The following is a 16,604-nucleotide window of genomic DNA, read 5'->3' on the forward strand; positions in this document are numbered from 1 at the left end:
CTAGCTGAGCAGACCCCGCCCGCAGCGCACGCAAAAACGGTCTCCGGGCGCAACCACGCCTCCGCAGCTGGGGCAGTCCGCCCCCACTTCCGTGCCACAGCTTGAGCAGAAGCCGGCTCCGGGCTCAAGGGGCTCGGCGCAGGATGGGCAGGCGAGGTCGGACGCTGGAGTGGCCGCCGGAGGAGAGACCACTGCTTGGCCTGGAGCCGAATGATCCAACTCCCCGATGACCTGAGCCGTCTCAGCCAGCAAATCCGCCCGGGTACGATCAAAGTCCTCGTCATTGATCAAGCCCATCTCCCGTTCGAATTCTGCCTCACGTAACTGCTCATACAAGTTGACTTTACGCAGTTCCAATGAGGTCACTTTGGTGGCCGCATCGTCACCTGTGGCGATCACCCTAGCTGCGAGAAATGGAACCAGCATATAGTATGTTCCTCCGGCAAAAACCATCAATAGCAGTAGTGGAGCCAGCACCGCTTCCATCTTAGATATCCAGGTCCTGCATTTCCTTCTCAATGCGTTTGAAGAAATCATCGCTGTACGATTTGTGCGTGGCCGGGGCCGTTTGGACGGCTGGTGATTTGACCTGATTGATAAAAAGGACCAGCAGCAGTCCCCCTACCAGCAGGAAAGTCGGCGGCATGATATAAGCCAGCAGATTAAAACCCCTCGCCCTTGGCCGGGCGAGGATTTGTTCGCCGTAGATGGCCACGTACATGTCCAGGATTTCTTCCCTGGTCTTGCCCTCTCCAAGCAGTTGGCTGATCTGGGCCTTCACTTGTATGGCCGCCTGGGAATCGTGGTCACCTACCGGCCCGCCATAGCAACAGGGCGCCATGATCTCATACTCCAGGCTCCGCTGCAGCGGCTGCTTCCCTTCACCACCCTTACCAGGGGCGTCCTGTCCCCATGCCGACCCGGCCAAAACCGCCAGAAGCAATATTGTGCTAAGTCTATTCATGCCAATTTCTCCTTCATTTGGCGCTCCGTCCGGCTGGGCATGATCGCTACCAATGTGCCGATAATCATGATGATACCGCCCAACCAAACCATCTGCACGAGCGGGTTGATCATGATTTTGAGAGTGGCGGCGCCGGTCTCGGGGTCAACCCCGCCCACCAGTGCATAAAGGTCCTCCAGGGGCCGGGAGTAGATCGCCACTTCCGAATTGGGCTGATCATTCTGATCTGTGTAGGCCCGCTTCTCAGGCCGCAGAACTGTAACCGGCACCTCGTCGCGTGTCACGACCAGATCCACGATCACGGCCCGATGGTTGGGTCGCTCCACAAAAGTATGATTCTCAAGTGTAAAGGCGTAGCCCTTCAGGTAGGTACTTTCACCCGGCCCCAGGGTCACGTCTTTTTCCACCGAGAAAGCCTTGCCGGCAAAACCCACAAACATGAACAGCATGCCCAGGTGAACGATATAGCCCCCGTAGCGGCTGCGGTTTTTGTCCACCATTTTCCTGAATGCCGTCACCGCCGATTCGCCGTGGCTACGCCGGCGTGCCCGTATGCCACGAACCACTTCCGTTATGATCCCTGTGGCTACAAACGCCACCAGGCCCATCGTCAGTAGCGGATAGATGCGCTGGATCCCCATGAGAATGGCGATGGCCCAGGTTATGACGCCCGCCGACACTGGCAGGATAAAATTGCGCCTCAGGGTGCCGCTGGAGGTCCGGCGCCAGGCCAACAGGGGACCAATGCCCAACATCAACAGCAGCAGCAGACCAATGGGGGGCATGATGCGGTTAAAGTAGGGCGAGCCCACCGTGATCTTGATCCCCCGCACGGCCTCGGACAGGATGGGAAACATGGTCCCCCAAAGTACCGCCAGGGCCAAGGCCAGGAACAGCATATTGTTGAACAGGAACCCGCTCTCGCGACTGCTGAACGACTCCAGGTGATTCTGCGATGCCAAAGTATCCCTCCGCAGCAGGATAAGCGTGACACAGCCCACAATGATGAAGATCACGAAGCCTAGGAACCATATCCCCAGATCGGTAGCCGCGAATGCGTGGACGGACGACAGGATACCGCTGCGTGTAAGGTAGGTACCAAAGATGGTCAGAATGAAGGTGATCATGATCAGAACTACATTCCACATCCGCAGCATGTTTTTCTTCTCCTGGATGATCACCGAATGGAGGTAGGCCGTCCCTGTGAGCCAGGGCAAGAAAGAGGCGTTCTCCACCGGGTCCCACGCCCAATAGCCGCCCCAGCCCAGTTCTACATAGGCCCAGCGCCCACCAAGGATGACGCCGGTGCCCAAAAAAAGCCACGGCACAAGGGTCCACCGCCGGGTGGATTTTATCCAGGTGGCATCCAGCCGCCGGGTTACCAGCGCGGCGATGGCGAATGCGAAGGGCACCACAAAGCCGACGTAGCCTAGATACAGAATGGGCGGGTGGATGAGCATGGCCGGGTGCTGCAACAAAGGATTTAGGCCCATGCCGCTCGTCACCCGGGATTGGGCCAGGGGGGTCAATGGCATGAAGGGGTTCTCGAAGAAGACGGTCATGATCAGGAAAAAGAGGAGCACGGTTGCCAGGACCATGTTCACCACAGGCATAAGGGGCCGGTTGCGCTTGCGGTGGAGAATACTCACCAGCACCACATACATACTCAAGATCGCCAGCCAGAACAGCAGGGACCCCTCCATACCGGCCCACAGCCCGGCAAACTTGTACATGGTGGGCGTAGCGGCGCTGCTGTAGCGGGCCACATATTCCAGAGCGAAATTACTCACCAACAACTGCTGGAGCAGAGCGAGGGTGGCAAGCAGCACCAGACTGGCCGCCACAACGAGGCCGCGCTGGGCGCCCACGAAAAACCTCAGGTCACGATTTCGCAGGTAGACGGCGTTTAGCAACAGCGAGATAACGGTGCCAACCAACGCCAGTTGGAGGCTGGTGGAGCCTAACAGAGCCATAGGCGCCTAGTAGGCCGACTTGGCGGGACTGTCCAACTCCGTTAGATCAACCTCATAACGCGAGGCACACTTGGTCATCAGGTTCTCGGCGTGGAGCACCCCGTCCGCATAGTGCCCTTCGATAATGACTTCTGCATTGTCCTTGAACAGGTCCGGCGTGAGTCCGGTGAAACGGACCGGCAGCAGGTTCTCACCCTGTGCCATCTGGAAGTCCACGCTCAGCCGGTCGGGAGAGTAGGTGATGGAGCCTGGAGCCACCAGCCCGCCCATTCGGAAGCGATGCTGGTCCTCAGCCCCTTCAAAGGCCCGCAGCTCGCTGATACTGACATAAGGGACTTCCTCGGCGCCCGTTCCAATGGTGATCCAGCCAAAGACAAGCAGGGTAGCGGACAGGATGAATAGGGTAAACTTTCTCCGTTGACTCCTCATTGACTTGCTCCTGACTTAGCTTGCCGGGCTCCGATCGCCGCCTCTCGCGGCGATTCGCAGCCGTACGTACGCGAATGGTAATTTACACAGGAGTCCCGACAGTGACCGGATAAGTCCCGATGAAGGGATTTTAAAGATTCAGTGAAGGGGGCCTACGCTGCGGCGCCGAACTCAACCTCGTCCATGAGCAGTTGCTTCAACCCCGCGAAGCCGGCCCGTCCGTAAACGGCCCGTTGCTCCTGGGCTTCGCTGCCCTGCTTCAGCACCTCTTCCACCGTGGTCGCGGCATCCTCCGTACCCAGGGCCTGGAGCGATGGCCGCACGTAGTTCACCATTTTCTCGGCCAGCTCCCCCAGGCTTAGAATTTGCTCATCGGCGGGGTCAATAACCCGGGCTTCGAATCCAAAGCGGGTGGCCTTCCAAAGGGCGTCGTTGAGAAACTCCAGTTCGAACTGCTGGTGGAGTGTGCCCTCGGCAAACTCGTGCGCGGCGCGATGGCAAATCGCCTGGCACAGGGCCACCAGCATTTCCGTGCGCCGCAGGGAGCGCTGCATATCGGCAACCCGAAACTCCACCGTCCCAAAGACAGCATGCGGCCGAATCTTCCACCATATCTGCCGCGGCATTTTGATGGAATCCAGGGCCAGGTAGGTCTGTAACACATGCTGGAAGTGCTGAAAATCGCGGAAGGTGTCGGGAATATTGGTGCGCGGGAAGGAGCCGAACTGGAATGTGCGCGATGAGAGCATGCCCGTGTCGTGGGCCCGGAAATAGGGTGAGTTGGTGGACAGGGCCAGCAGGGGGGCCAGCCAGCGCCGGGCCGCGTTGGTCACCGCTATCGCAGTCTCGGCATCGGGTAGGGCCACGTGTACATGATTGGCAAAGGTGATATTTCTCAGCGCATAGTAGTGCAGCTGCTCAGCGACCCACTGATAGTTGGGGCTGCCAACGAACTGCTGCTCGTCCCCTAGAGCTGTGGGGTGCGTGCCGCTGATACCCACCCGGAAGTTCAACTCTTCCCCCAGCTCGCGCACCCTGCGCCGGAAATAGCCGATTTGATGCATGGCCGCCGCCACGGACTCGCAGATGGGGGTGTTGATCTCGATCTCGGACATGATTAACTCATAGCTGAAGCGTTCCCGCTCCGACTCCTCGAGAAGTTCCATAATGGCATCGGCCCGGGGCACAAGATCGCCGGTCTCCGGGTGGCACAGCATGTACTCCTCCTCCACCCCGATGGTGAAGCTCTGCTCATGGGTAAACAGGTCAGCGTAGGATGGCATGAACGGGCGGAAAGAACTAGTAGGCCGCGGTCTCCGCCCAGGTGCCCAGCTCGGACTTCATGGCGCTTACGATCTCGCCGAGGGTTGCTTCAGCCCGGGCGGCTTCAATGACCGGATACATGATATTCTCAGTTGAGTTGCTGGCCGCCACAACGCGATTCAAGGACGCTTGAACGGCGTCGGCATCCCGGCGGCTACGCAGTGCCGAGACCTTCTGTTGTTGGGCCCGCTCAGCATCGTCATCAATCCGCAGAATCGGAATCTCCAGCTCCTCATTTTCCTGGACGAAGGCGTTGACACCCACGATGTAGCGCTGCCGGGCATCAACGGCCCGTTGGTAGTCATACGCCGCCTGAGCTATCTCCCGTTGGAAAAAGCCCTCCTCGATGGCCGGAATCACGCCGCCGAGATCCTCTATTTTCTGGAAATAGTCTTCGGCCTGCGCTTCCATCCGGTTGGTAAGGTCTTCCAGAAACCACGATCCCGCCAGGGGATCAATGACGTTGGCGACACCGGTCTCATAGGCGATGAGCTGCTGAGTGCGGAGGGCAATACGGGCGGCTTTTTCCGTAGGCAGGGCAATGGTCTCATCCATGGCATTGGTGTGCAGGGAGTTGGTGCCGCCCAAGACCGCAGCCAGCGCCTGGAAGGCCGTGCGGGAGATGTTATTCTCCGGTTGCTGTTCTGTGAGGCTTACCCCGGCTGTCTGGGTATGAAATCGCAGCCGCCAGGAGCGCGGGTCCTGGGCGCCATATTTGTTGCGCATCCGCTTGGCCCAGATTCGCCGGGCAGCACGGTACTTGGCAATTTCCTCAAAGAAATCCAGGTGCGAATTAAAGAAAAAGGATATGCGGGGCGCAAACGTATCCACATCCATGCCCCGCGCCACGCCGTGCTCCACATAGGCAAACCCGTTCGCCAGCGTAAAGGCCAGCTCCTGCACCGCCGTACTGCCCGCCTCGCGAATATGGTAGCCACTTACTGAGATAGAGTTGTAGCGGGGCATCTCCCGGGTGCAGAATTCGATCATGTCGGTGACAATGCGCATGGACTCGGCAGGCGGGAAGATCCATTCCTTCTGGGCAATGTATTCCTTCAAGATGTCGGCCTGCAGGGTCCCGGCGAGGTTTTTCCTGGGCACGCCCTGCTTTTCAGCGGCGGCAATATAGAAGGCCAACAGGATAAAAGCCGGTCCATTGATGGTCTGCGAGACGCTGGTAGTCCCCAAATCAATACCGTCAAACAGGGTCTCCATGTCCTCCAGGGAGCTGACGTTCACCCCGCAACGGCCTACTTCACCCAGGGAAATATCGTCATCCACGTCGTAGCCCATGAGCGTGGGCATGTCATAGGCCACTGAAAGGCCTGTCTGGCCGTGGTCAAGCAGGAACTTGTAGCGGGCATTGGTCTCTTCCGGGGTGCCGAAGCCGGCAAACTGCCGCATGGTCCACAGCTTGCCACGGTACATGTTGGCATGGGCGCCCCTGGTGAAGGGATACTGACCCGGAAAACCCCACTGCTCCAGGTAGGCCGCATCTACCTCCGGCGGCAGGTATAGGGGGTCCTGCGGCTGCCCCGAAACCGTATCGAAACTGTATTCCCGCACGGAGGAATGTTCAACCTCAGCCTCCCACCTTTTCCGGGCGGAAACGGGATTACTTGTCGGGCGGCTGTTGGTGGGTGATTTCATCCTCCCTCCTGCAGGTCGCAAATGGATGGCAAGCGCGTGGGAGTCTTGATAGCTAGCTTTGGCTGGTGGTCAGGGACATGGTATGGAGAATCCGTTCTGCGACCCGCGCGGGGTTCAGCCCCAAGACATCCAACAGCTCCTGCCGTGTTGCAGCCTCCACAAACGCATCTCCAATCCCCAGAGACAGGACTGTGTTGCGGGCCTCATGCCGGTTGAGGAACTCCTGGACCCCCGAGCCGAATCCTCCGGCCAACACCCCTTCCTCCAGGGTAACGATGGGGGCACCGGCCCCGGCCAGTTCTGTGAGCAGAGCTTCGTCCAGGGGTTTGACAAAACGTGCATTAACCACGCCGACCTCCAGATCGTGTCCCTCGCCCAGTTGTTCGGCGGCCTGCCGGGCTACGCCCACCATGCTCCCCACGGCGAGAATGGTTAGATCGTCACCCCCCCGCAAAAATTCCCATGACCCTGGCTGGATAATTGTCGGTTTCCCGTCAGGATTGAAGCTGATGCTGCCCGCTTTCGGATAGCGGATGGCAACCGGTGTATCGTAGGTGACGGCGCTGAAAAGCAAATTTCGCAGTTCGTCGCCGTTCTTGGGTGCGCAGACAATCATGCCGGGAATCATCCTGAGGAATGCAAGGTCGAACACACCGTGATGGGTGGGACCATCTGGGCCCACCAGGCCGGCCCGATCCAGGCAAAATATCACCGGCAGATTCTGCAAGGCGATGTCGTGGATGATCTGGTCATAGGCGCGCTGGAGAAAAGTGGAATAAATAGCAACCACCGGCCGCAGGCCCTTGGCGGCGAGACCGCCTGCAAAAGTGACCGCGTGCTCCTCCGCGATACCCACATCAAAGTAGCGCTTCGGATATTCCCTGGCGAATGGTGTCAGCCCGGTACCCACTACCATGGCCGCGGTCACGCAGCAGATACGCTCGTCCTGGGCGCCAAGCTCCACAATTGATTTGCCGAAGACTTTGCTGAAGTCGGGGGCCAACTTGCCATTGGATTTCTGATTTCTGCGCCCCGATAGACTGTAGTACTGCTGAGAATCATCCTCAGCCTCCTTGGATCCGTGACCTTTGGTCGTCTGAACGTGAACCAGGGTGGGATAGGGCAGATCTTTCACGTGGTTGAACACCGAAATCATGGAATCGTAGTCATGGCCATCGATGGGACCAAAATAGCGCAGGCCCAGTTCGTCGAAAATCAAGCCGGGAGTAATGAAGCCCTTCAGACCCTCCTCCAGCCGGTGAAAGAATGTGCGCACGGCCTTGGCCCCCAAGGGCAGCAGGCCCGTGGCTTTCCAGAGGTCATCGCGGACGCGGTTGTAGAGGGGATTGGATACGCTGCGGGTGAGGTAAGCCGACAGGCCGCCAACGGAGGGTGATATGGACATCCGATTGTCATTCAGCACCACCGTGAGGTTCATCCGCTTGAAGCCCAAATTGTTCAATCCCTCGTAGGCCAGCCCCCCCGTGAGCGCTCCATCTCCCACCACGACGACCACATGGTGCGATTCCCCTTTTAGATCGCGCGCCTCGGCCATGCCCAGGCCCGCCGAAATGGCCGTGCTGGCATGGCCCGCGCCGAAGGCGTCGTGTTCGCTTTCCGACCTGCGCAGGAAACCGCTGATGCCGTCCCTGCCGCGCAGCGTGTGGAACTGATCCCGCCGCCCGGTAAGGATCTTGTGGGCATAGGCCTGGTGGCCCACGTCCCAGATCAGTGCATCGCGCGGCGAATCGAAGACCCTATGCAGAGCGATCGTCAAATCCACCACGCCCAGGGGTGAGCTGTAATGGCCCCCGACCTCCTCCACCACCGTCTTGATGAGGTCAGCCACTTCCGCCGCCAACTGCGGCAGGCGGTCCCGGGCAATATTCTTGAGGTCGGCCGGCCCCTCGACAGTGCTGAGCAGGGGGTACTGTTCCGTCACGCCGCGACCGCTTTCAGGAAAAACTCATGGATGTGCAGATCCTCGCTGAGCTCCGGGTGGAAGGACATGCCCACATGCGGCTTCTGCCTCACCAGTACTGGTTCGTCGCCGATACGGGCCAGGATTTCCACTTCCGGGCCCACTTCCCGAATTCGTGGAGCCCGAATAAAGATGGCCGGCACAGTGTCCACTTTACCGTTCAATTGCACGGCAATCGGTGCGGTGAATGAGTGCACCTGCCGCCCCCAGCCGTTGCGCGCGACCACCACGTCCAAAAGGTTCAAGCTGTGCACCCGATCATCGGAGGGGTCTCTGGCCATAAGGATGAGCCCGGCACAGGTACCCATAATGGGGCGCTCCCGACCAAAAGCTGCTACGGCCGGCCGGAGGTCAGCGCGGTCCAGCTGCTTGCTGATGGTAGTGGACTCGCCGCCGGGTATGATCAGTGCAGCCAGTCCCTGCAGCTCTGCGGGGTAACGAACCATGCGACTATCGCAGCCCAGCTCGGCCAGCACCGCCTGATGGCGCGCGAAGTCTCCCTGCAAGGCCAGCACGCCTACGGTGCCTACCAACCGCGCTCCTGCAGACGCTCGGCCGGGGGAATCTCCGACATGTCCAGGCCACGCATAGCCGCCTTCAAATCGGCGGAGACGGCAGCCAGCTTCTCGGGGTCATGGTAATAGGTGGCTGCATCCACAATGGCCTGCGCCCTGGCAGCCGGGTCCTCCGATTTGAAGATGCCCGAACCAACAAAGAGGGACTCCGCGCCCAGCTGCATCATGAGGGCCGCGTCAGCGGGGGTGGCAATGCCCCCGGCGCTGAAATTAGGCACCGGCAATTTGCCGATCTTCGCTACCTGTTCCACCAGGGCGAGGGGCGCACCCAACTCTTTGGCCGTGGCCATCCGCTCGGCCTGATCCAGGACCGAAAGCCGGCCAATCCCCGACTGAATCGAACGCATATGGCGCACCGCCTCAACAATGTTGCCGGAGCCGGCTTCACCTTTGGTGCGGATCAATGCGGCGCCCTCACCGATGCGGCGCAAGGCCTCACCCAGATTCCGGGCGCCACACACGAAGGGCACCTTGAAATCGTGCTTATAAATATGATTCTCCTCGTCCGCGGGGGTGAGGACTTCGCTTTCATCGATGAAATCTACCTCCAGCGCCGCCAGAATTTGCGCCTCGGCAAAATGCCCAATGCGGCATTTCGCCATGACAGGTATTGACACCACCTCCTGAATGGAGCGCACCACTTGTGGATTGGACATCCGGGCGATGCCTCCGTCTGCACGGATATCAGCGGGGATGCGCTCCAAGGCCATGACGGCTACAGCACCCGCGTCCTCGGCGATTTTGGCTTGATCGGCCGTGGTCACGTCCATGATGACGCCGCCCTTGAGCATTTCGGCCAAGCCGACCTTGACTTCGAATTGTCCCTGTTCCATTACTGTCATTCCGTTATTTCTGAGTCAAATTTGTCTGCAGCAGGCCAATCTACAATCGGCGCCCAAACCTGAGTAGCAAAACTTTGTCTCTCGCACTGCCGCCCATAGTGGGGCCAACCGCAGCCCATTGACCGAGACGCGCCGGGAACTCCTCCCATGCCAGGACCTACGGGGCTTGAGGGACGGCTTTGGCGCCCAGGGTTGCGATCCTGGACCGCACCTCTTCGATGAGGTAATCGGGCGTAGACGCACCCGCTGAAATACCTACCCTGTCGGCATCACCAAACCACTCGTCCTTGATATCCGCACCACAGGTCACTTGGTAAGTACGGGGATTGCGCTCCAGCGACAGCTGCGTGAGCCGTTTGGAATTCGCGGAGGTGAAAGACCCAATGATAATCATCACGTCCGATTCTCCCGCCAGGTGCTTGATCTGCTCATGGTTGCGTTTGGTGGGAAAACAGATGGTGTTCACAAAGTGGAGATCGAAAACCTTGCCCATGAGAACGTTCATGATGGCCTGGACGTTTTCAATCATTTGCGTAGACTGGCTCACGACGGCGGCCCGTTTCATCTTGCGCAAGGATTGGGCTTCTTCAGGTGTTGCAACCACGATGGGGTTGGAAACCTGACTGGCAATGCCAAGGACTTCATCGTGTCCATGATCCCCGATGATGATCACCTGCCGGCCGTCCGCAGATATGCGTCGAACCTCCTCATGAATTTCCCGCACCAGCGGGCAGGTGGCATCAATAATCTTAATCTTTTTGGACTTTACCTGTTCCCACACCTCCACCGAAGTGCCGTGGGCTCGGAACAGCACCGGCGCATTATCGGGGACCTCGTCGAGGGATTCCACCACCTGCGCCCCGGCCGCTGCCAGGTCCTGCACGACCTGCTCGTTATGGACAATATCGCCCAACATGTAGACCTCGCCGTGCTGCGCCCCCGCATCGTAGGCCAGGTTTACCGCGTCCCGGACCCCGAAGCAGTAGCCGGCATCCTTGGCAACAACAATTTCCATTAGCTGTCCCTGACCGTTTTCAAACTCTTGCCGGGGTGATATCCATCTGCTTCTGGTATTTGCCGTTCTTATCCCGGTATGAAACCCGGCACACATCGCTGCCTTCGAAAAAGAGCACCTGACAAATACCTTCGAAGGAATAAATCTTGGCGGGCAAGGGGGTGGTATTGGATATCTCCAGGGTCACATGACCCTCCCACTCCGGCTCAAAGGGGGTGACATTCACGATGATGCCGCAGCGCGCGTAGGTGGACTTGCCCACGCAGAGCGTAATGACCTCACGAGGAATACGAAAGTATTCCACGCTGCGGGCCAGGGCAAAGCTGTTGGGCGGGATAATGCACTCAGCACCCTTGAAATCTATGAATGAGCCGGGGTCAACATGCTTGGGATCTATGATGCTGTTATTGACATTGGTAAATATCTTGTACTCGTCCGCCACACGAAGGTCATAGCCGTAGGATGAGACGCCATAGGAAACGGTCCCCTCAGCGACCTGGCTGGACTGGAAGGGCTTGATCATGTCGTGTTCGCGTGCCATCATCTCAATCCACGTATCAGGCTTAACTCCCACTGCGTTCCTCGGTTCCGGTGGTGCCCAAATCCTTGACCTTATCCTGCAATAGCGGCAGCAGGTCATCGATCACCTGGCGCCACGGCTTGGCCACCATGGCCCCGGAGGCAAAGGCGTGGCCGCCACCGCCTATGCTCTGGGCAACATCATTGATGCTCACGTCGCCCTTGCTGCGAAGACTGACCTTGGTCCGGTGAGCGTCCAGCTCGGTAAGCAGTACGGCCACCTGCACTCCCTTGATGCCGCGAATAAATTCGACCATCCCATCCACGTCTTCCCTGCTGGCGCCCGCCTTGCGGAACATAGCCCGGGTCAGCGCACACCAGCCGATGCGCCCATCCGGGGAATACTGCAGCCGCTCGGTGACAAGCCCCAAAAGCTTGATCTGCGAGCGCTCCCGTTCCTCATAAACCTGGCGGTGAACACTGTACGGTTTGACACCCAGATTGATGAGGTCAATGGCCATCAAGTGCGCCCGCTCGTCGGTGTTGTCATAACGGAAGGACCCCGTGTCCGTCACCAGGGCCGTATAGAGGGCGTCTGCCATCCTCAGCGTCAGTGGCTCCGAGCGATAGTCATTAAAATACAGCCAGACGAGCGTCCCCGTTGAAGGGGCCGAGTAGTCAAGTATCACGTGTGCATACAGGGGTTCGCTATTGCCGGAATCGAACCCTGTCTGCGGGTGGTGGTCGATGGATGCCAGGATAGTCTTGTGGGCTCGCAAATCCTCCCCTATGGTGCGAAGACGGCGAAAATCCCCCAGATCAAAAACGATCCCCAGGTTGCAATCCGCCAGCCAGGCACGGTCTCGATCACGGTCGTAAACCTCCAGCCAGCCGTTGGGATCCAGAAAGCGCAAGCTGTTGGGTGCGGCAGTGCTGTTGAGGATGCGGCACTCTTTCCCCAGGGAGATGAGGTGTTCCATCATGGCCAATTGAGACCCCAGGCCATCACCATCGGGATTCTCGTGGGTAGAAAGGACCACCCTGCCTGCGGACTGAACCGCCGCATCGAATGCCGCCCAGGCCGCCGCCATGTCGGTAGTTTCTTCGGGAATATAGAGTGAGGCTAGGGCCAATTTACGTCTCCGTACCTGTCGTATCCTGCTGTGCTGTCAGCCACGCCGCTCCCATGGCATCGACCTTGCAATGGGCCCGGTTGACTATCCCAGTCGGGTCCGTCACAAATATGCTGACGTCGGCGGGCAGACGGCAATTTAAGGTTGCTAACGGGGCGATGCCAGCGCAGTCACCGCTACGGGGCAGGGGGACAATTCGTCAGGGTTATCGAGCTGCGGCCCCAGGCAGGATGCAAATCGAATGTGATCTGTCCAGGCTAGTAATCGATTCCAGGCTGAGCCTTGAGGCCCTTCTGGAAGGGGTGCTTGACCTCCCGCATCTCCGTAACCAGATCGGCACTCTCGATGAGAAAATCGGGAGCACCCCGGCCCGTGATAATCAAATGGACCTGCTGTGGTCTCGCTGCGACGATACGATTCACGGTCTCCGCATCAACGAGTCCGGTCCCAAGGGCAACAGTCAATTCGTCAGCAATGACCAAATCGTAGGCTTCACTCTGTAGTTTCTCAACAGTCAGTGCCGCCGCCGCCGCCGCTGCTTCGCGGTGTACCGCTTCAGGCTGAACGTCGTCCAAAATTTTGTAAAAACCCGCTCCCATGCGGTGGAGCTCGAACCGGTCACCCAGCTCGGCGATGCTAGCCATCTCGCCATACTTCCACGTGCCCTTGATGAACTGGACCATGCAGATTTTCCAGCCGTACCCCAGCGCCCGGAAGGCCACGCCCAGGGCCGACGTGGTCTTGCCTTTCCCGTTACCGGTGTAGACAATTAACAGTCCCCGGCGCCTGGAGCGAGCGCTCAAAACAGGCTGTTGGCGGCGGCCACGCCATTTTTCACCAAAGGCATGGGCAGCAGGCCCAGGCCCAAAACGACCACCACGACCAGCAGCAGCACGGGCACGATGGCGCGATGCAGAACGATGGGTTCGTCTACAACCGGTGATTGCATATACATGGCCACTACCGGTCTTACGTAGTAGTACACCGAAACCAGGCTGTTAAGGACCGCGACGACGACCAGCCACAGGTAGCCTTCATCCATGGCGGCACTGAAAACGAAATATTTGCCCAGAAAACCTGCCGTGGGGGGCAGCCCAGCCAGCGAGGCCATCGTCAGGGCGAATACCCCAGCCGCATAAGGACTGCGCTTGCCCAGGCCACGATAGCTGTCAATACTCAGGTTGGTTTCCTCGTCGCCTTCGATAAGGGACACAACGGCAAACGCTCCCAGGGTGGTGACGGCATAAATGGCCAGATAATATGCCAGGGCGAAGGCGGCGTCGTAGGTCCCCACCAATATGGCCACCGCCAGATAGCCGGCATGGGCCACGCTGGAGAAGGCCAGCATGCGCTTCAGATTATCCTGCATCAGCGCCGTCAGGTTACCCACCGTCATGGTGAGCGCCGCCAATATCGCGATAATTCCCGACCAGTGTTGGGTCGTCACAGCGAAAGATACCACGATCACTTTCAGTAAGGCAGCGAACCCCGCCACCTTGGGACCCGTCGTGAGAAATGCCGTGATGGAGGTGGGGGCGCCCTCGTACACGTCCGGGGCATACATATGGAAGGGGACCAGGGCAACTTTGAAGGCAAAGCCCACCAGGAGCAGCCCGAAGCCCGCCAGGGTCAGCATCGGGGAGAGCTGAGTTCCCGAGACAATGGACTGGCGAATGGCATCATAATTGGTTGCTGCGGTGCTGCCGTAGAGCAACGCAATTCCCATCAGGAAGAACCCGCTGGAGAAGGCACCCAACAGCAGGTACTTGATGCCCGCCTCATTGGAGCGCACGCGATGGCGGTAAAAAGCTACCAGCACATAGAGCGATATCGAAAGCAGCTCCAACCCCAAAAAGACGATGGTCAGGTCGTGGGCCTTGACCATGAACATCATGCCCACAGTGGCTAACAGCAGCAGGGCGAAGTATTCCCCCCGCTCCTCCAGGGTCGCCCGCAGGTAGGGAATCGCTATGAGCATAGTGGCGGCCGTGATGACCAGGAACAGCACATCAAAGTAGCGGGTGAAGCGGTCCACAGCGATCATGCCTTGGTAAAACGTTCCCTCCGCAGGGAGCGTCAGCTCCAGGGCAAGCGCGACGCCCAACCCTGCCAAGGCGACCCACACCATGCGGCTTCTGGGTGGTGAATTCAGCACTTCCAGCAGCAGGAGGGCCAGTGCAGTAACCACCAGCGCAAGCTCGGGGAAGGTGCTGGATAGGTCGGCCCAGGTCATGTGGGATTAGTCGACCTCATAGGGGATGACCAACACCGGGCAGGTCGCATAGCGCACCACATGATCGGCCACGGAGCCCAGCAGATGGCCCACCAGGCCTTCCTTGGCGTGAATGCCCAAAACAATGATCACCGTGTTGTGCGCAGGCAGTTTGGCCCCCAATTCCGCGGCAATTTCGAGAATCTCCTTCGCGGCGCTACCCTCACGCAACAGATACTCAACCTGCAGGTCGTCCACGCCGACCGCGGTGACCAACTTCTTCATTTGCTCCCTGCAGCGGATAGCGATCTCCCGGAAATGCTCCTGCATCTGTTCCACGCTGACCCGCAGCATGACCATTTCGTCTTTGTCCATGAACTCCTCATGAACATTCAGCATGGTCAACTTGGCGTTGTATTTGGCCGCCATGTGAACGGCGATACGTAGGGCCTCATCGGCATGGGGACTCAAATTTGTTGCGCATAGAATGTGGGCAATCACGGTACGTCTCCTAGAAATACGAATGTGACCAGGACGAATATTGGAATCAGGATAATCAGCGACCAGGCCATGTAGCCGAAGAAACTGGGCATGGATATATCGTTCTCCTCGGCGATGGCGCGCACCATGAAGTTGGGTGCATTGCCGATGTAAGTATTGGCCCCCATGAATACGGCCCCGATAGAGATGGCCACCAGTAGTGCCTCAAAGTTCTGCAGGCGCATCAGCAGGTCGCCCTCGGCTGCACCTCCCGCCAGGAACAGGCTTACTTCGCCTTCGGTCAGGTGAAGTTTTCCAAGGGCCGTGTTGAAGAACGTAAGGTAGGTGGGGGCATTGTCCAGAAAACTGCTGAGGATGCCCGTTACCCAGAAATATTGCCGCGACGTTTCGACGTTGTTGATGAGGCCGGCCAGGGCCCCCTCCGATCCGGCCCTCAGGATCGCCAGGGCAGGAACTATGGTGATGAATATCCCGGCAAATAGATAGGCCACCTCCAGAATCGGCGCCCAGGTGAAGCCGTTGGCGTGCCGCAGCGCCCGGCTGGTAGTTCTCCATGAGAGCCCCAGGAGCATGAGGATCCCCAGGTTCCGATAGATATCCTGCAGGGGAACATGCACACCCAGGATTGATACTTCTGCCAGATCGAGCGTTCCGCTCATGAACACCAGGCCCAAAATGCCGGCCAGGTAGACAAAATTGTGCCCGCCATCCAGCCGAATGGGTTCCCGGTCCGCTGCCGGAGCAGGGGGCGCGGCCTCACGCCTGAAGAAGTATCCGTCCAGCAGGTAAAACACGACCAGCAGGATCGCCGCCACGAAACTCATGTGCGCGATGAGCCCCATGGTCCAGAAAAAGGGCACGCCATGGATAAAACCCAGCAGGAGCGGCGGGTCGCCCAGCGGCGTGAGAGAACCGCCAATGTTGGCCACCAGGAAAATGAAAAAGACAATGATGTGCTGCTTGTGCTTGCGCCAGGCGTTGGCCCGAATGATGGGGCGAATCAGGAGCATGGCCGCGCCGGTAGTGCCGACCCAGCTCGCCAGCAGTGTGCCTACCAGCAGCAAAAGTGTGTTGACGGCCGGCGTGCCCACCAAACTGCCACGCAGGACGATGCCTCCGCCCACGGTAAAGAGCCCCGCCAGCACGATAATGAAGGGAATGTAGTCAATGAGGATGATGTGGCTGATCTCGTGGTAGGCGGCGCCCCGGTAGACCAGGAGAAACGGTAGCGAAAAGATGGCCGCCCAGGCGGCGGATATTTTGCCGAAATGGTGGTGCCAAAGGACGGGAAAAAGTAGCGGAAAAATCGCGATGGACAGCAGGATTCCCACGAAGGGGATCATGCTCCACAATGGCAGGATGTGGCCCAGGTCTTCAGCCCCTGTCTCTGCGCCGCTGGAAGCAAACGCCAGTGCCGGCGTCAGGGTCATCAGCACTACGGCACCTGTTCGGCTCACCCAACGATTCATAGCCTGCTGTCGCTTACT

General features: G+C 58.9%; 16 protein-coding genes. All 16 read right to left on the reverse strand.

Annotated elements, in window-relative coordinates; all coding sequences use genetic code 11:
* Positions 1-486, reverse strand: a complete 486-nt coding sequence (locus IH971_00130; protein ID MCH7496244.1) for a zinc ribbon domain-containing protein — start codon at positions 484-486, stop codon at positions 1-3.
* A gap of 1 nt (position 487) precedes the next feature.
* Positions 488-964, reverse strand: coding sequence for a cytochrome c-type biogenesis protein CcmH (locus IH971_00135; protein ID MCH7496245.1), 477 nt, complete (start codon positions 962-964; stop codon positions 488-490).
* The gene (locus IH971_00140; GenBank protein ID MCH7496246.1) at positions 961-2,937 is read right to left on the reverse strand and encodes a heme lyase CcmF/NrfE family subunit; all 1,977 of its coding nucleotides are present in this window, start codon (positions 2,935-2,937) and stop codon (positions 961-963) included. Before IH971_00140 ends, IH971_00135 begins: the two co-directional genes overlap by 4 nt.
* 6 nt (positions 2,938-2,943) lie before the next feature.
* The gene (locus IH971_00145) at positions 2,944-3,366 is read right to left on the reverse strand and encodes a cytochrome c maturation protein CcmE (GenBank protein ID MCH7496247.1); all 423 of its coding nucleotides are present in this window, start codon (positions 3,364-3,366) and stop codon (positions 2,944-2,946) included.
* A gap of 152 nt (positions 3,367-3,518) precedes the next feature.
* Complete coding sequence (locus IH971_00150) at positions 3,519-4,649, reverse strand: YbdK family carboxylate-amine ligase (GenBank protein ID MCH7496248.1); 1,131 nt, start codon at positions 4,647-4,649, stop codon at positions 3,519-3,521.
* Between the two features lie 16 nt (positions 4,650-4,665).
* Positions 4,666-6,339: a methylmalonyl-CoA mutase gene (locus IH971_00155; protein MCH7496249.1), complete on the reverse strand. Its 1,674-nt coding sequence runs from the start codon at positions 6,337-6,339 to the stop codon at positions 4,666-4,668.
* A 52-nt stretch (positions 6,340-6,391) separates the two neighbouring features.
* The gene (locus tag IH971_00160; protein MCH7496250.1) at positions 6,392-8,281 is read right to left on the reverse strand and encodes a 1-deoxy-D-xylulose-5-phosphate synthase; all 1,890 of its coding nucleotides are present in this window, start codon (positions 8,279-8,281) and stop codon (positions 6,392-6,394) included.
* The gene (gene pdxT, locus IH971_00165) at positions 8,278-8,853 is read right to left on the reverse strand and encodes a pyridoxal 5'-phosphate synthase glutaminase subunit PdxT (GenBank protein MCH7496251.1); all 576 of its coding nucleotides are present in this window, start codon (positions 8,851-8,853) and stop codon (positions 8,278-8,280) included. The genes IH971_00160 and pdxT overlap by 4 nt, the downstream gene beginning before the upstream one ends.
* Positions 8,847-9,728, reverse strand: coding sequence for a pyridoxal 5'-phosphate synthase lyase subunit PdxS (gene pdxS, locus IH971_00170; protein MCH7496252.1), 882 nt, complete (start codon positions 9,726-9,728; stop codon positions 8,847-8,849). The genes pdxT and pdxS overlap by 7 nt, the downstream gene beginning before the upstream one ends.
* A 166-nt stretch (positions 9,729-9,894) precedes the next feature.
* Complete coding sequence (gene ispH, locus IH971_00175; GenBank protein MCH7496253.1) at positions 9,895-10,752, reverse strand: 4-hydroxy-3-methylbut-2-enyl diphosphate reductase; 858 nt, start codon at positions 10,750-10,752, stop codon at positions 9,895-9,897.
* 19 nt (positions 10,753-10,771) lie between these two features.
* A complete protein-coding gene (locus IH971_00180; protein MCH7496254.1) occupies positions 10,772-11,326 on the reverse strand; it encodes a dCTP deaminase in 555 nt (184 codons plus the stop codon).
* Entirely contained in the window at positions 11,316-12,404 is a 1,089-nt protein-coding gene (locus tag IH971_00185) for a bifunctional oligoribonuclease/PAP phosphatase NrnA (protein MCH7496255.1), read from the reverse strand. The genes IH971_00180 and IH971_00185 overlap by 11 nt, the downstream gene beginning before the upstream one ends.
* Before the next feature lie 257 nt (positions 12,405-12,661).
* A complete protein-coding gene (gene cobO / locus IH971_00190) occupies positions 12,662-13,207 on the reverse strand; it encodes a cob(I)yrinic acid a,c-diamide adenosyltransferase (GenBank protein MCH7496256.1) in 546 nt (181 codons plus the stop codon).
* Positions 13,204-14,637: an NADH-quinone oxidoreductase subunit N gene (locus tag IH971_00195; GenBank protein ID MCH7496257.1), complete on the reverse strand. Its 1,434-nt coding sequence runs from the start codon at positions 14,635-14,637 to the stop codon at positions 13,204-13,206. Before IH971_00195 ends, cobO begins: the two co-directional genes overlap by 4 nt.
* Before the next feature lie 6 nt (positions 14,638-14,643).
* Complete coding sequence (locus IH971_00200; GenBank protein MCH7496258.1) at positions 14,644-15,117, reverse strand: universal stress protein; 474 nt, start codon at positions 15,115-15,117, stop codon at positions 14,644-14,646.
* Positions 15,114-16,586, reverse strand: coding sequence for a sodium:proton antiporter (locus tag IH971_00205; protein ID MCH7496259.1), 1,473 nt, complete (start codon positions 16,584-16,586; stop codon positions 15,114-15,116). Before IH971_00205 ends, IH971_00200 begins: the two co-directional genes overlap by 4 nt.
* Between the last annotated feature and the right edge of the window lie 18 nt (positions 16,587-16,604).

It is taken from the genome of Candidatus Neomarinimicrobiota bacterium (assembly GCA_022560655.1).
Lineage (GTDB): Bacteria > Fidelibacterota > Marinisomatia > SCGC-AAA003-L08 > TS1B11 > JADFSS01.

Bases quoted from the DNA above. Each gene is read 5' to 3' on its own strand.
- IH971_00130 (MCH7496244.1), bottom strand. From the start codon at position 486: ATGGAAGCGGTGCTGGCTCCACTACTGCTATTGATGGTTTTTGCCGGA.
- IH971_00135 (MCH7496245.1), bottom strand. From the start codon at position 964: ATGAATAGACTTAGCACAATATTGCTTCTGGCGGTTTTGGCCGGGTCG.
- IH971_00140 (MCH7496246.1), bottom strand. From the start codon at position 2,937: ATGGCTCTGTTAGGCTCCACCAGCCTCCAACTGGCGTTGGTTGGCACC.
- IH971_00145 (MCH7496247.1), bottom strand. From the start codon at position 3,366: ATGAGGAGTCAACGGAGAAAGTTTACCCTATTCATCCTGTCCGCTACC.
- IH971_00150 (MCH7496248.1), bottom strand. From the start codon at position 4,649: ATGCCATCCTACGCTGACCTGTTTACCCATGAGCAGAGCTTCACCATC.
- IH971_00155 (MCH7496249.1), bottom strand. From the start codon at position 6,339: ATGAAATCACCCACCAACAGCCGCCCGACAAGTAATCCCGTTTCCGCC.
- pdxS (MCH7496252.1), bottom strand. From the start codon at position 9,728: ATGGAACAGGGACAATTCGAAGTCAAGGTCGGCTTGGCCGAAATGCTC.
- ispH (MCH7496253.1), bottom strand. From the start codon at position 10,752: ATGGAAATTGTTGTTGCCAAGGATGCCGGCTACTGCTTCGGGGTCCGG.
- IH971_00195 (MCH7496257.1), bottom strand. From the start codon at position 14,637: ATGACCTGGGCCGACCTATCCAGCACCTTCCCCGAGCTTGCGCTGGTG.
- IH971_00205 (MCH7496259.1), bottom strand. From the start codon at position 16,586: ATGAATCGTTGGGTGAGCCGAACAGGTGCCGTAGTGCTGATGACCCTG.